At 68.7% G+C, this 14288-nt stretch carries 12 protein-coding genes and 2 pseudogenes; 5 read left to right on the top strand and 9 right to left on the bottom strand.

Going from position 1 to position 14288, the window contains the following annotated elements:
* Positions 1–867: pseudogene (locus ACTHJR_RS19325) on the top strand (aconitate hydratase); the annotation flags it as partial.
* 156 nt (positions 868–1023) lie between these two features.
* On the opposite strand, the gene ACTHJR_RS19320 reads toward ACTHJR_RS19325, so the two are convergent.
* The 5 genes from ACTHJR_RS19320 to ACTHJR_RS19300 form a co-directional block, all read right to left on the bottom strand.
* Complete coding sequence (locus ACTHJR_RS19320) at positions 1024–2049, bottom strand: alpha/beta hydrolase fold domain-containing protein (protein WP_440525053.1); 1026 nt, start codon at positions 2047–2049, stop codon at positions 1024–1026.
* A gap of 66 nt (positions 2050–2115) precedes the next feature.
* A complete protein-coding gene (locus ACTHJR_RS19315) occupies positions 2116–2886 on the bottom strand; it encodes a hypothetical protein (protein ID WP_440525052.1) in 771 nt (256 codons plus the stop codon).
* A 66-nt stretch (positions 2887–2952) separates the two neighbouring features.
* Positions 2953–3687, bottom strand: a complete 735-nt coding sequence (locus tag ACTHJR_RS19310) for a hypothetical protein (protein WP_440525051.1) — start codon at positions 3685–3687, stop codon at positions 2953–2955.
* Positions 3688–3724: 37 nt separating this feature from the next.
* Entirely contained in the window at positions 3725–5092 is a 1368-nt protein-coding gene (locus ACTHJR_RS19305; RefSeq protein WP_440525050.1) for a sensor histidine kinase, read from the bottom strand.
* The gene (locus tag ACTHJR_RS19300) at positions 5092–5757 is read right to left on the bottom strand and encodes a response regulator transcription factor (RefSeq protein ID WP_440525049.1); all 666 of its coding nucleotides are present in this window, start codon (positions 5755–5757) and stop codon (positions 5092–5094) included. Before ACTHJR_RS19300 ends, ACTHJR_RS19305 begins: the two co-directional genes overlap by 1 nt.
* A gap of 137 nt (positions 5758–5894) precedes the next feature.
* Here ACTHJR_RS19300 and ACTHJR_RS19295 point away from each other — a divergent pair, with 137 nt between their 5' ends.
* The 4 genes from ACTHJR_RS19295 to ACTHJR_RS19280 are packed head-to-tail and all read left to right on the top strand — an operon-like array spanning position 5895 to position 11316.
* The gene (locus ACTHJR_RS19295; RefSeq protein WP_440525048.1) at positions 5895–7247 is read left to right on the top strand and encodes a TolC family protein; all 1353 of its coding nucleotides are present in this window, start codon (positions 5895–5897) and stop codon (positions 7245–7247) included.
* Positions 7244–7402, top strand: coding sequence for a hypothetical protein (locus ACTHJR_RS19290; protein ID WP_440525047.1), 159 nt, complete (start codon positions 7244–7246; stop codon positions 7400–7402). Before ACTHJR_RS19295 ends, ACTHJR_RS19290 begins: the two co-directional genes overlap by 4 nt.
* Before the next feature lie 9 nt (positions 7403–7411).
* The gene (locus tag ACTHJR_RS19285; protein WP_440525046.1) at positions 7412–8266 is read left to right on the top strand and encodes an efflux RND transporter periplasmic adaptor subunit; all 855 of its coding nucleotides are present in this window, start codon (positions 7412–7414) and stop codon (positions 8264–8266) included.
* On the top strand, positions 8263–11316 hold the full coding sequence (locus ACTHJR_RS19280; protein WP_440525045.1) for an efflux RND transporter permease subunit: 3054 nt from the start codon (positions 8263–8265) through the stop codon (positions 11314–11316). Before ACTHJR_RS19285 ends, ACTHJR_RS19280 begins: the two co-directional genes overlap by 4 nt.
* 152 nt (positions 11317–11468) lie before the next feature.
* Here ACTHJR_RS19280 and ACTHJR_RS19275 read toward each other — a convergent pair whose 3' ends face one another.
* The 4 genes and pseudogenes from ACTHJR_RS19275 to ACTHJR_RS19260 form a co-directional block, all read right to left on the bottom strand.
* Positions 11469–11840, bottom strand: a complete 372-nt coding sequence (locus ACTHJR_RS19275; protein WP_440525044.1) for a YkvA family protein — start codon at positions 11838–11840, stop codon at positions 11469–11471.
* A 62-nt stretch (positions 11841–11902) separates the two neighbouring features.
* Positions 11903–12865, bottom strand: a complete 963-nt coding sequence (locus ACTHJR_RS19270) for a threonine/serine dehydratase (RefSeq protein WP_440525043.1) — start codon at positions 12863–12865, stop codon at positions 11903–11905.
* Positions 12866–12886: 21 nt separating this feature from the next.
* Positions 12887–13987: a pyridoxal phosphate-dependent aminotransferase gene (locus ACTHJR_RS19265; RefSeq protein ID WP_440525042.1), complete on the bottom strand. Its 1101-nt coding sequence runs from the start codon at positions 13985–13987 to the stop codon at positions 12887–12889.
* A 167-nt stretch (positions 13988–14154) separates the two neighbouring features.
* Positions 14155–14288: pseudogene (locus ACTHJR_RS19260) on the bottom strand (IS110 family transposase); the annotation flags it as partial.

Raw genomic sequence — 14288 nt, 5'->3', positions numbered from 1 at the left:
CGGCCGGAAGATTATGCCGAAGCGTTCGAGGCGGCCGAGGCCAGCGCCGCCTGGGCCGCGCTGCCCGCGTCCGATGGCGCGCTCTACCCCTGGCATCCCGGATCGACCTATCTGCGCCCGCCGCCCTTCGCGCGGATCGAGCGCGAGGAAAGATTGGGCCGGTATCGCGCGGCGCCGCTGCTGGTGCTGGGCGACGACATCACCACCGATCACCTCTCGCCCGCCGGCGCGATCGCGCGCGACAGCGACGCCGCGCATTGGCTGATCGAGAACGGCGCCGATCCGAACGACCTCAACGTCTTCTCGTCGCGGCGCGGCAATTGGGAAGTCATGCTGCGCGGTCTGTTCACCAACCGCACCGTCCGCAACCTGCTGGGCGAGGCGATCCCGCCGGGCAGCACGGTGATGGAAACCGGCGGCGACCCATTGCCGCTGTGGCGCGCCGCCGCGCATTATGCCGAAGCCGGCCAGCCGGTCGTGATCCTGGCCGGCGAGCGTTACGGCATGGGCTCGTCGCGCGACTGGGCGGCGAAGGGCGCGAGCCTGCTCGGCGCGCGCGCGGTGCTGGCGTCGAGCTTCGAGCGGATCCATCGATCGAACCTGGTCAACATGGGCATCCTGCCGCTGCGGCTACCCGCCGATCGCCATCCGTCCGCGCTCGCTCTGGCGCCCGAGGACCGGATCGAGATCGATGCCCCGGCCGATACCCTGGCGCCGCGCCAAGCGGTACCGGTCGCGATCCATCGCCGCGACGGCAGGGTCGAGCGGTTCGAGGCGGTGGCGCAGGTGGAAACCGAATTGGAGCTGGCGGTGCTACGCGCGGGCGGGATCATCCCGCTGATCCTGGGCGACATGCGGCAGCGCTAGGTAACCGGCGCCCGTCGCTTAAAACTGTTTCCCCGGCGAAGGCCGGGGCCCAGTTTCGATGATCCCGAGATGGCGTCCCGCCGTCGAGAGAACGGTGCGACTGGGCCCCGGCCTTCTCCGGGGAAGCGTATGGGGGTCGTTAGATTAGCCCCTGGATCAGCGCTTCGCCAGTTTGTCGAAGAACGCCAGGGTCCGATCGAGCGCCGACAAACTGTCGCGCCGGGTATCGGCAGGCGTCTTGCCGATGAAGCCGTGGTCCGACCCCGCGATCAACTGCAGGTCGACCGACCCATCGGCCGCCTTCACCTTCGCCGCCATCGCCTCGCTCTGATGATAGGACACTTCATGGTCGGCGGTACCGGCGATGAGCAGCAGTGGCGGGGTTTCGCGCTTGACGTAGGTGATCGGGCTCGCGGCGGCGAGCTTGTCGGCACAGGCCGTCGGATCGCAGCCGAGCAAGGCGGTCAGCGTCTTGGCTGTAAGCGCGCTCCCGGGATCGGCGCCGCCCAGCGCGAAATCGAACACGCCGTACCAGAGCGCTGCCCCCTGCACGCAATCCGATTGCGGCAGCGGCCTGGCCAGCTTCGCCTGCGATCCCGGCAGCCGCCCGGTCGAGGCCGGCGGATCGAACGCCGCGACGCCGCAGGTTACCGTCGCCAGCCCGGCGAGATGCCCGCCGGCCGAGCCGCCCCACAGATAGACGCGCCGCGGGTCGATGCCATAATCGGTCGCTTTGCTTCGCAGGAAGCGGACCGCCGCCTTCACGTCCTGCACCTGGGCGGGAAATCTGGCTTCGCTGTCGAGGCGATAGTCGACCGAGGCGACGACATAGCCACGCGCCGCGAGCATCGCGAGCACGCTCGGCCAGTCGCTGAATGCTCCCGACTGGCGCGCGTCGCCGCGGCTCCAGCCGCCGCCATGGACCCAGATCACCAGCGGGCGCGGTGCCGCCTTGGCGCGATCGGCATGGAGGTAGAGATCGAGCTGGAGTGGGCGATAGCCGACATAATTGGCATATTCGACATGCCCGCGCGCGACCACGCCGCCCGGGTAGCGCGCCTCGGCGGTGGGGAAGGTATCGTCACGCACCGACGCGGCGGAAATGGCGGGCTGCTTGCCCGTATCCGCCGCCGCGATGCCGGCGGTCGCCGCCAGAGCCAATGCCAGGAGCCACTGCCGCATCATGTCACCTCACCGATCGATATTGCATTTATACTCTCGATAATACGATCGGCAAGGTGTCTCGGATCAATGCGCGATCAACTCGGCGATGCTGTTCTCGCTCTCGCTGCGGATGCCGGCCTTCTTATCGCTCCATTCCTTCCACTTGGGATCATTGCGGAGCTTGTCGCGCACGCTGGCGGTGATCTTCTGGCGCTGCCCGAACGCGGCCATGTTGCGATAATGCTGGATGAACAGCGAATCCCACGGCGAGCCGGTGCCGTAGCGGTTCATGTAGATCTCATAGCCGTCGAGCGCGCCGGTCTCGATCCAGCCGTCGAACTGCGGCAGGACATAGCCCTTCACGTAATCGCGATATTCGCCTTCGTTCCGATATTCATAGGGGATGACGTAATAGACCTCGCCATCCTTGAGGTCGTCGGGATTGCGCGACCAGGAGAGGTCGCTCGAATAGCTGGCGACGGGGTCGGCCAGCGCGATGCCGGCGGCGTCGAGCCCGCCCGGCTCGCTGCGTTCGAGCGCGTTCCACTTGGTCACCGCCTGAAAGGTCGGGAAGCGCAGGATGACCAGCCCGTCCCACACCGCCGGCTGGCGGTACCAGCTGTAGAAGATGCGGAAATCGGCGAGCTCGCCGCGCGCCTTCATCGCGCGCAGCCGCGGCGCGAGATCGGTCGCGAGATAGCGGCGGAACGCGGCGCGATGCTCAAGGCTGGCGCGATAGCTGATCACCAGGGATTTGGGGCCGTCCTGCAATTCCTCCTGCGCCGCGGCAGGGACGGCGGCGAACAGGGTCAGGAGCGCGAGGCACAGGAGCTTGAGGGAAGAACGGGCAGCCATGGGCGTCACTTTCGAAAAAGGGGGCCGCCCCGACAGGGGAAATCGGGGCGACAGGGGAGGCGATTGTCAGGCGTGGATCGGCACCGGCGCCCCGCCCTTGCGCGGCCACAAGAGCAGGATCAGCACGAAGATCGATCCGGTGATCAGCGTCGACAACGGCAGGCCGATGCCGAGCCATTCGGTCTCCGCGAGGAAATCGCCCATCGCGGTGCCGGCGGTGCGGGCGATGGCGAGCGCGATCCAGTAGAACCAGAAGCGATTGCCGCTGTCGCGGCGCCACGCGACCAGCGCGACGATCAGCAAGGCGCCGAGGCTCAACGAGGCGAAGCCCTTGCCGATCAGCTTCGAGCAGACGTCGCCGATGAAGGTGCCGAACACACCGGCGCTGAGCATCGCCAGCCAGTAAGCGGTACCGGTATTGGGCATGCCCTGCGCTTCCGCCGCGGCTTCCTTTTTCGCGTCGCCGCGCGCCGAGAGCCAGGCGAAGCCGGCGAGCAAGGCGGTCAGGATCGCGGCGAACAGCGGCCAATAGATGATCTTCTTGAAGAAGTCGGCGATGTTGGTCGCGCCGGTGCGGATGATGATGATCACCAGCCAGTAGAAGATCTCGCGCGGCGCATGATCGCGCCGCTCGACCAGGAACACGCCGGCCGCCAGTGCCGCCAGGATCAAGAGACCCTTGACGATGCCGAGCTGGAGTTCGTGCGCGTAGAGATCGCCCATGTTGGTGCCGAACAGGCTGGCGAAGGTGATCGCCGACCAATAGCGCGCGTTGACCTTCGGGATATGGGCGATCTGCATAAATGGCTCCTTGAGGGGGAAAAAGGGCGTGGGCCGATCAGCTCGGCTCAGCGCGGGTGAGAAGGGCGTCGGGCCAGCTCAACGTGACGCGAAGCCCATGTTCGGGCGCGTCGCCGAGTGTGATGGTGCCGCCGGTCGCCTCGATCAGATCGGCGACGATTGACAGGCCGAGGCCGTGCCCGCTGCCGCTTTCGTCGAGCCGGACGCCGCGCCGGAGCACGCCGTCGCGCTGATCGGCGGGGATTCCGGGGCCGTCGTCATCGACGACGAAACTCAGCCGCGTGTCGGCCTGAGCGGCACTCACCCGCACGACGCGGCGGGCGTGGCGCGCGGCATTGTCGAGCAAATTGCCGAAAATCTCCGCGAAACTGTCGGGATCGATGCCGATCTCCCAGTCGTTGGGCACGTCCGAATCGAACACCAGGCTCATGCCCCTGTCGGTGCGTTCGAGCACCGCGACCAGGCCTTCGATCAACCCGGCGGGCCGCGTCGCCGCGACGCCCTCGCCCGCCCGGCTCGCGGCGGCGCGTGCGCGCGCCAGTTCGGATTCGAGCACTGCGGCGGCGGCGCTCAGCGTCTGGTCGATCGCGTCGGCCGCGACTGTCGCCCCGGCCGCGCGGGCGACGCGGCTCTGCGCGGCGAGCGCGGCGAGCGGCGTCTTGAGCGCGTGCGCCAGATCGGCGGCGCGGCGCCGGGCGCGGACCAGATCCTCGCTGCGCGCGGTCGCCAGGGCGTTGATCGCCTGCGCCAGCGCGTCGATTTCCTGCGGATGATCGTCGGACAGGCGCTGCGCCGGGTTGCGCGCCATCGCCGCCAGTTCGCGCCGCACGCGCCGCAGCGGCCACAGCCCGAGCTCGACCTGCACCCAGGCAGCAAGCGCCAGCGCCACCCCCAGCGCGAGCAGGAACATCCCCATTTCGCGCGCGAACGAGGCGCCGGCGCGGTCGATCGGTTCGTCATCCTCGCCGACCCGCACGACGACCGGCGTGCCGCCGATCGACACGCGGCGCTCGACCAGGATCAGATCATCCTCATAGGGACCGGGGACTTCGTCCTTCTGCCACGACGCTTCGACCGGCTCGCGCCCCTCGTCGCCAGCGCCCAGCACCTTGCCGCCGAGCGATGGCGAGCCCGCGGTCTTGCCCGGCGCGCGGACTTCCCAATAAAGGCCGCTGCCGCGCCGCCGGAAGCGCGCGTCTAGATCGGTCGGGTCGACCACCGGCCTGCCTTGCGCGTCGAGATGCACCGCCGCCGCGACCGCCGCACCGTCGCGAACCAGGGCATCGGCCATGCGCCGCTCGGTATAATGTTCGAACAGCATGCCCATGACGTGCCACGCCGCCCACAGCGCGACCGCGATCGCCAGCGCGGCGAAGGCGATCAGGCGGAGGCGCAGCGAGCGCATCAAGCGGCGCCCCCGGTCAAGCGGTAGCCGAAACCGCGTCGCGTCTCGATGCTGTCGGTGCCGATCTTGCGCCTAAGCCGCATGATCAGCGCCTCGATCGCGTTGACGTCGCCGGTTTCCGAGGTGCCGTAGAGATGGTCGGCGATCTCGCCCACCGCGATCGTCCGGTCGGCCTGATGCGCGAGATAATTGATCAGCCGGAATTCGAGCGGCGAGACACGCACTTCCTCGTCGCGCACCAGCAGCCGGCGGTTGCGCGTATCGACCTTGAGCCGGCCGATCTCGAGCAGCGGCGCGGCATGGCCGCTCGCACGTCGCAACAAGGCACGCGCCCGCGTGACCAGCTCGCCGAGCTGGAACGGCTTGGCGAGATAATCGTCGGCGCCCGCCTCGATCCCTTCGACCTTCTCGGTCCAGTCGCCGCGCGCCGACAGGATGAGGACCGGCATCGTCCGCCCCGCCGCGCGCCAGCGCCGCAGCACCGTCAGCCCGTCGAGATCGGGCAGCCCGAGGTCGAGCACGACGATCGCGTAGTCCTCGACATCGCCGGCGAACCAGGCATCGTTGCCGTTGGTGATGCGATCGACCACCAGCCCGGCGCCCGCGAGTCCGCGCTCGACGTCGCCGCCGATATCGGGGTCGTCCTCGACCACCAGCGCACGCATCAGCGCGTGCCTTTCGGATGATGCCCATTTCGTGTCATCGAACCCTCCTATGCACCCACTTCGCTGACGCGCGCCTGACAGATTGTATTTTTGCATTTGTCAGGACCATGTCAGTAGAACCCTGTTAGGGAGGAGTCATGGTCCAATCTCGTGCCCCCCGTTTTAGCCCGACGCTCGGCCTGACTCTCGCGCTGCTGCTGGCCGGGTGCGCATCCTATGCGCCGCGGCCGCTCGCGACGACCCCCGCCACGCTAGACGTCGCCGCGCTGAGTCGCGACGCCGCGACGATCGACCGGCCGTATCTCAAGCCGGCCGACATCGATCTCGCCGCGCCGCTCGACGACAATGCGGTCGCGGTGATCGCGGTGCTGGCCAATCCCGACCTCAAGGCGTTGCGGGCCAAGGCCGGGGTCGCCGACGCGCAGGTGTTCGCCGCCAAATTGATGCCCGATCCGACCTTCAGCCTGGGCATCGGCCACCTCCTGTCGGGCCCCGACCCGCTCGACGAGATCGCCGGCGGGCTCGGGCTCGACCTCAATGCCTTGCGAACTGGCAAGGTGCGCCGCCAGACCGCGGAAGCGCAGGCGAGGCAGGTGCGGCTCGATCTCGCCTGGGCGGAATGGCAGACCGCCGGCCAGGCGCGGCTCCAGGCGGTACGGATCCGCCGGCTGCAGGCCGCGATCGATTTGCTCAAGATCGACGACGCCGCGGCGCAGTCGCTGCTCGCCCGCAACCTGCGCGCCGCCGCGCGCGGCGACATCGCATCGAGCGCGGTCGAAGCGGTGCGGGTCGATGCCGCCGCCACCGCCGACAAATTACGCACCACCGAGCACGATCTCGATGCCGCGCGGCTCGAACTGGTCAAATTGCTCGGTTTGCCGCCCCAGACCCAGCTCCGCCTGGCGCCAGCGATCGACCGCGACCCGCCGCTCGATTCCGCGCGGCTGACGCAGATCGCCCTCGACAATCGCGCCGATCTCCAAGCGTTGCGCGCCGGCTATGACGCGCAGGAAGCCACGGTGCACAAGGCAATCCTCGACCAGTTCCCGACCCTGGCGCTCAATCTCAATTTCACCCGCGACACCAGCGGCAACAATATCCTGGGCCCGACCGTCGACTTCACCTTGCCGCTGTGGAACCGCAACCGCGGTGGGATCGCGGTCGAGCGCGCGACCCGCGAACAGCTCAAGACCGAATATGACGCGCGTCTGTTCCAGACCCGCGCCGACATCGCCGCCGCGGTCAGCGCGGTGACGCTGGCGCGCCAGCAGCGCGTGGCGATCCGTGCGCAATTGCCCGAGATCGAACGGCTCGCCCGGGTCAGTGGCGCCGCCGCCGATCGTGGCGACGTGTCGCGCGCGACAGCGGAAGCCGCGGAAGGGACGCTGCGCGACAAGAGGGTCGAATTGGCGACCGCGGACCAGACGATCGACGAAGCGATGATCGCGCTCGAATTGCTGACGGGCGTGCCCAGGGAGGATTGGAAATGAAGGCCGCATTGGCATTGACCTTGGCGATGCTGCTCGCCGCCTGCGGATCGAGCGAGGATGCCGCCGACGAGGCCAAGCCCGTCGCTCTGGTCGCGCTCGCCCCGGCGCAGCAAGGCGCCGTCGACGAGACGCTGACGGTCTATGGCGCGGTCTAGGCCGGGGCGATGGGCAAGCACGTCCTGGCGGCACCGGTCGAAGCGACGGTGGTTTCGGTCGAGGCGCCGGTCGGTACCCAGGTCGGCGCCGGCCAGGTCGTCGTCCGCCTCGCCCCCAGCCCGACCAGCCGGCTCGACTACGCCAAGGCGGCGACCGATGCCGCTGCCGCGCAAGCCGCTTATGCCCGCGCCCAGCGGCTGCGCGCCGACGGCCTGGCCAGCGACGCCGATGTCGAAACCGCCCGCGCCGCGGCGCAAACCGCCGGCGCGACCCGTGCCAGCCTGGGCGCGCGCAACGGTGCGTTGACGCTTCGCGCGCCCGCGGCCGGGTTCGTCGAAAGCATCGCCTCCGCGCCCGGCGACATCGTCGCCCCGGGCACCGCGGTCGCTTCGATCGCCGGTTCGGGCAATTTGCGCGCGCGCTTCGGGATCGACCCCGCGCTCGCCACGAAAATCCGTCCCGGCATGGCCTTGCGCGTGACCCCGCCGAGCGGCGTGCCTTTCTCCGCCCCCGTACTGTCGATCGATCCGGTGGTCGACCCCGCGACGCGCCTCGCCGCACTGTTCGTCAACGTCCCGGCCGGCTCGGGGATCGGTGCCAATGCCGCGCTCAACGGCCAGCTCACGCTCGGCGGGAGCAACAGCGGCGCGGCGTTGACCATTCCTTATGCCGCGTTGCTCGATGACGCCGGTCAACCTTACGTGTTCGTCGTCGTCAAGAACGTGGCGCATCGCCGCGACGTCGAGATCGGCCCGGTCAGCGGCGACCGCGTCGTCATCCTGAAGGGCGTCAAGCCCGGCGAGAAGGTCGTGACCGAGGGCGGCACCGCGCTCGAGGACGGCATGCAGGTGCGTACCAAATGAGCGCGCCGCTCGCCCGTCATTCGCGGTCGATCTGGCTCGCGGTCGCGCTGCTGACGCTCGGCGGGCTGCTCGCCGCGACCAAGCTGCCGGTCAGCCTGTTCCCGCATATCGACTATCCGCGCGTCGTCGTCGCGGTCGATGCCGGCGATCGCGACGCCGCGCAGATGGCGGCCGAGATCACCCGCCCGATCGAGGTCGCGCTGCGCCAGGTCCCCGGCGTCACCCGCATCCGCTCGACCACCAGTCGCGGCTCTGCCGAGGTCGCGCTCAATTTCGATTGGGGCGACGACATGGCGCAGGCCACGCTCGCGACCCAAGGCGCGATCGCGACGATCCTGCCCGACCTTCCGGCCGGCACGAGGTTCGAGGTCCGCCGCTCGGATCCGACGATCTTTCCGGTCCTCGGCATCTCGCTCACCTCGAACAATCTCGACCAGCAGGCGCTGCACCAGATCGCGCAATTGAAGGTCGTGCCCGCGCTGTCGACCGTGCCGGGCGTCGCCGGCGTCGACGTGCTCGGCGGATCCCCGCGCGAATTCGCGGTCGATGTGGATCCCGGCCGCGTCCAGGCGCTCGGCCTGACCCTGCCCGACGTCGCCGCCGCGATCGGCAAGGCCACCCGCGGGCGCGGCGTCGGCAGGCTCGAGGATCGCCACCGGCTCTATCTCGTGCTGGTCGAGAACCGCATCGCTTCGGCCGCCGACATTGCGGCGATCCCGGTCAAGGCCGGCCAGGCGAACGGCGCCGGTCTCGTCACGCTTGGCCAGATCGCACGCATCCACCCGGCCGCCGCGCCCGACTTCACCAAAGTCACCTCTAACGGCCAGAATGCCGTCCTGATCAACGTCCGCCAGACGCCGACCGGCGACGCGGTCGCGATCGTCAAGGCGGTCGATGCGCGCCTCAAGCAGGCCGGATTGCCGCCGAGCGTCACTGCGACGGCCTATTACGACCAGTCCGAGCTGGTGATCGGCGCCGGTAACGCGGTGCGCGACGCGATCATCCTGGGCGCGATCCTCGCCGGCCTCGTGCTGTTCCTGTTCCTGCGCTCGGGCCGATTGATGCTGATTACCGGGCTGATGCTGCCGGCGGTGCTCGCCGCGACCTGCTTCGCCCTGTTCGCGCTCCACATGAGCTTCAACATGATGACGCTGGGCGGCATGGCCGCCGCGGTCGGTCTCGTCGTCGACGACGCCGTGGTGATGCTCGAACACATCATGCGCCGGATGCAGGAAGGCCGCGCAAAGACGCCGCCGACCCTGCTCGAGGCAGCCGCCGAAATGGGCCGGCCGCTGGTCGGGTCGACGCTGGCAACGATCATCGTCTTCCTGCCGCTCGCTTTCGTCAGTGGCGTGACCGGCGGCTTCTTCCAGGCGCTGGCGGTGACGATGGTGGCCGCGCTCACCGTGTCGCTACTCTATGCCCGCTACGTCATTCCGCGGATCGCGTCGCGCTGGCTGCGCGAGAAGGATGCCGAGGCCGCCGAGCGCGCGGGCGGGTTCATGGGCCGGCTCGGCCGCTGGTACGGCTCGGCCGGCGACCGCGCGCTCAAGCGTCCGGCCTGGTTCGCCGGGATCGTCGCCGCGGCGCTGGTCGTGCTTGGCGTGCTCGCGTGGAATCACGTGCCCTCGGGCTTCATGCCGGCGATGGACGAGGGCGGCTTCGTCCTCGACTACAAGGCGCAGCCCGGCGCGAGTCTGGAGGATACCGACCGCCTGCTCCGCCAGGTCGAGGACATCATCCGCGCCACGCCCGAGGTGGCGAGCTATTCGCGGCGCACCGGCCTGCAGCTCGGCGGCGGCCTGACCGAAGCCGACGAAGGCGATTATTTCATCCGGTTGAAGGGCGGGTCGCGCCGCCCGATCGACGAGGTGATGGCCGATATCCGGCAGCAGGTCGGCGCCAAGGTGCCGGGGCTCGAGGTCGAGGTCGTCCAGCTGATGGAAGATTTGATCGGCGACCTGACCGCGGTGCCCGAGCCGATCGAGGTCAAATTGTTCGGCGACGATCCCAAGCAGCTTGCCGACGCCGCCGCCAAGGTCGGCACCGCGATCGGCAAGATCGACGGCGTGGTCGAAGTGGTCGACGGCTTGCGCGTCGCCGGCGACGCGGTCAGTATCCGCGTCGATCCTGGCGCCGCCGCGCAGCAGGGGCTCGATCCCGACGCGGTGGCGAGCCAAGCCGAGGCGCTGATCGGCGGCGTCGCCACCACCAACGTCCGGTCGGGCGAGCAGCTCGTTCCCGTCCGCGTCCGCGCGCCCGAGGAATTGCGCCGCCGCACCGACCAGATCGCCGCGCTGGTGCTGACAGCGCCCGACGGCCATGCCGTGCGGCTGGGCGCGATCGCCAAGGTCTCGATCGACCCGGGGCAGCAACAGCTGACTCGCGAGGACCTCGCGCCGTTCATCGCCGTCACCGCGCGGCTCGAAGGGCGCGACCTCGGCTCGGGCATGCGCGACGTGCGTGCGACGGTTGACGGCCTGCACCTGCCCGCCTCGATCCGCGTCGATTATGGCGGGCTCTACGCCGAGCAGCAGAAGAGTTTTGCCGATCTCAGCCTGGTGTTCGCCGCCGCGGTGCTGTTGACCGCGCTGCTACTGACCCTGTTGTTCGAACGACTCGCCTGGACGGGCGCGGCCTTGGTCACCGTCCTGCTGTCGGCCGCCGCAGTCCTCGCGGGGCTGTGGGTGACGGGGATCGAGCTCAACATCTCGGCGCTGATGGGGCTGACGATGGTGGTCGGGATGGTCACCGAGCTCGTCATCTTCTTCCTGGCCGAGATCGATCGCGATGCCCCGTTGACGATCGAGGCGTTGCGCGAAGCGGGGGCCAAAAGGCTGCGGCCTATCCTGATGTCGGCGCTGATCGCGGTACTAACGCTGGCGCCGCTGGCGCTGGGCGTGAGCCGCGGCGCGGGTCTGCAACAGCCGCTGGCGACGGCGATCATCTTCGGGCTGGTCGCGGCGGTGCCGTTGGTGCTGCTGTTCCTGCCCGCGGCCTTGTGGTCGTTCGTCAATGTGCGGCGGCTTACCCCAGCCGAAAGCGCTTGAGCAGCACCATCCATAATCCTTCCCCGCCAAGGGGAGATGTCGGCCGAAGGCTGACGGAGGGGGGAGGAAGCACGACGCCAACGGGCAGCCGTCCTCCCCTCCGTCACGCTACGCGCGCCACCTTCCCCTGGCGGGGGAGGATTATTTAGCCTCTAAAGCCAGCCTGCTCTGCTCGCCATCCTGACCGCCAGCGCGAGCGCCGCGAGCCACAGCAGCACGATCACGACCGCCGCACCGTAGCTCTTCGGTCGGCCCGTCTCCGAGGCCCGCGCGCGGAACTCGGCCATCAGCGCCGGCCCGATCATTCGCACCGCCAGCCAGATTCCGGCGGGCACGATCAGCAGATCGTCGAGATAGCCGAGCACCGGAATGACGTCGGGGATCAGGTCGATCGGGCTGAGCGCATAGGCGGCGACCGCGCCGGCGGTCGCCTTGGCATACCAGGGCACGCGCGGATCACGCGCCGCGATCCACAATGCGACCACGTCACGCTTTAGGGCCCGCGCCCAGTCGCTAAGCTTCATCTACGCCAGCCGCCTTTCGACGGCGGCCTTACCAGCTTACCGGGCCTTCCCCTATCGGGCGCTCAACCGCGCCCCATATCCAGTGCCCCGAGGAATGTGTCGAGCGCGATATTGCGCCCGCACAGCACTACCGCGACCTTCTTGCCGCGATAGCGGTCGGCAGCCTGGATCAAGCCCGCGAGCGCCGCACCGGCAGCGCCTTCGACCATCCAGCGCTCGCTCTCGGCCAGGTGCCGCATCGCCCGCGCGATTTCGATCTCGCTGACGCGGATCGTCTCGTCGATCACTTGCTGGCAGACCGCGAACGTCACCGATCCCGGCTCGATCGCGCCGGCCGAACCGTCGGACAGGGTCGGGCTTTCCGGCGTCTCGACGATCTCGCCGGCCTCGAGCGAATCGAGCATGCAGGTCGAGGCCGCCGGCGACACCGCGACGATCCGCGTCCTGGGCGACAGCGCCTTGAACGCCGTCCCCGTCCCGCCGGTCAGGCCACCGCCGCCGGTGCAGATGAACAATGCGTCGAGGTCGTCCGCCTGCTCGATCAGTTCGAGCCCCATCGTCCCCTGGCCGCCCATCGTGTCGTAATCGTTATAGGGCGGGATGTAGGGCACGCCGCGCCGCTCGGCCTCGGCCCGCGCCTGCAGCTCGCCGTTGAGCGAATTGCCCTCGACGGTGACCAGTTTGGCGCCGAGCGCACGAATCGCATCGAGCTTCATCTGCGGCGCGCTGTCGTTGACATAGACCGTCGCGCCGATCCCGAACGCCGCCGCGGCATGCGCGACCGCGCGGCCGTGATTGCCGGTCGAGGCGGTGAACACCTCTTTGTGATCGGGCGCCAGCAGCCGCACCTTGTTGGTCGCGCCGCGCAGCTTGAACGATCCGGTCGGCTGGAGGTGATCGCATTTGAACCACAGGTCGCAGCCGAGCGCATCCGACAAGGCTGTGCTGCGCTGGAGCGGCGAAACCAGGACGTGCGGACGGATCGCCTCATGGGCGTCGCGGATGCGGTCGATCAGGGCGGTCATCATTGGTCCTTGGATGGGAGGTCAGCCGCGCAACGCGGCGGAAATGCCGGCGAGCCCGGCCTCGAGCTGGTCGGCGGTCGGCCAGGCATAGCCGACGCGGAAATAGCGGTCCGACATTTCGAACCAATGGCCCGGACCGACATAAGTGCCGTGACCCTGGAGCAGGCGGCGGTAGAAGGCGTCGGTCCCGCCCGGCGGGTCGGCCTTCATCCGCGGGAAGCATACCACGCCGCCCGACGGCCGCACCCATTCGAGCAATTCCTCGCCAGCCATCCAGTCGGCGACGCGGTCGAGCCGGCGACGCCATTCGGCCAGGGTCGGGGTCAGGAAGGCGTCGCGCTTCGCCAGGATTTCCTCGGCGACCCATTCGTTGATCACGCTGCCGCAGATGCTAATCTGCTCCTTGGCGGCAAGGAACACTTCCATCAGCTTGGGGTCGCTGTTGATCATCCAGCCGACCCGGATGCCGGGGACGCCGAACGCCTTGGACAGCGACGCCACGCTGATCACATGCTTGCCGAGCGACGCCGCGATCGGCAGCTTGGTGGTGATGGCGAGGTCGCGATAGGTCTCATCGACCAGCAACAGGCAATTGCGCTCGGCGGCGAGCGCGACCAGCGCGGAAAGGTCGGCCTCGGTCAGCATCACGCCGGTCGGATTGTGCGGGCTGGTGACGCTGATCAGCCTGGTCGCGGGGGTGATCGCCGCCGCGACCTTGTCGAGGTCGAGCGCGAAGCCGGTCTCGAACTCGAGATCGACGAAACCGATGCCGCAGCCGATCGCGCGCGGCGTCTCGATATTGGTCGCGTAATTGGGGCGCACGACGACGAGATGGTCGTCCTTGCCGAGCAACGCGGTGGCGATGATGAACAACGCCCCCGCCGCGCCGCCGCAGATCAGCACGTCGTCGACGCCGAGCGACGGTGTGTCCTCCAGGATCAGCGAGCGCAGCCGCTCGCTGCCGCGATGCTCGCCGTAAAGCAGGGTCAGGTCGGGAATGGTCAGCCCCAGGCTCGCCAGCGACTGATCGACGATCGAGCTTTCCGACAGATTGTTGCGGATGTTGCCGTACCCATATTCCTCGGGCGATTCGACCTCGATCGGCATCCGGACGTAACGCATCGTCTTCCCTTTCCTGGCCCCCTGCGGGCGACGCGCGCAATTGTGCCGGATCGCCGCGCCGGCGCCATCCCTCCCGAGAGGGGTAAAGGCTGTGGTCGGAGCCCGCGCTCTCACGAAACAAGAATGAGGTCGGGGAGAGATGGATTCTCAGCATGTTCCCGTCGTCATCAACTCAGTTGAGCATCGCGGATGCGGGCGTTTGCGATGACGATAATTTTGCGCATGACGGCGATGAGGGCGACGATGGGTTTTTTGCCGTTGCTTTTGAGGCGTTGGTAGAAGTCGCGCAGGGTTGGGTTGT

Source organism: Sphingomonas sp. (genome assembly GCF_051962185.1).
In the GTDB taxonomy this organism is placed as follows: Bacteria; Pseudomonadota; Alphaproteobacteria; order Sphingomonadales; family Sphingomonadaceae; genus Sphingomonas.
This window is presented reverse-complemented; position numbering and strand designations above follow the sequence as displayed.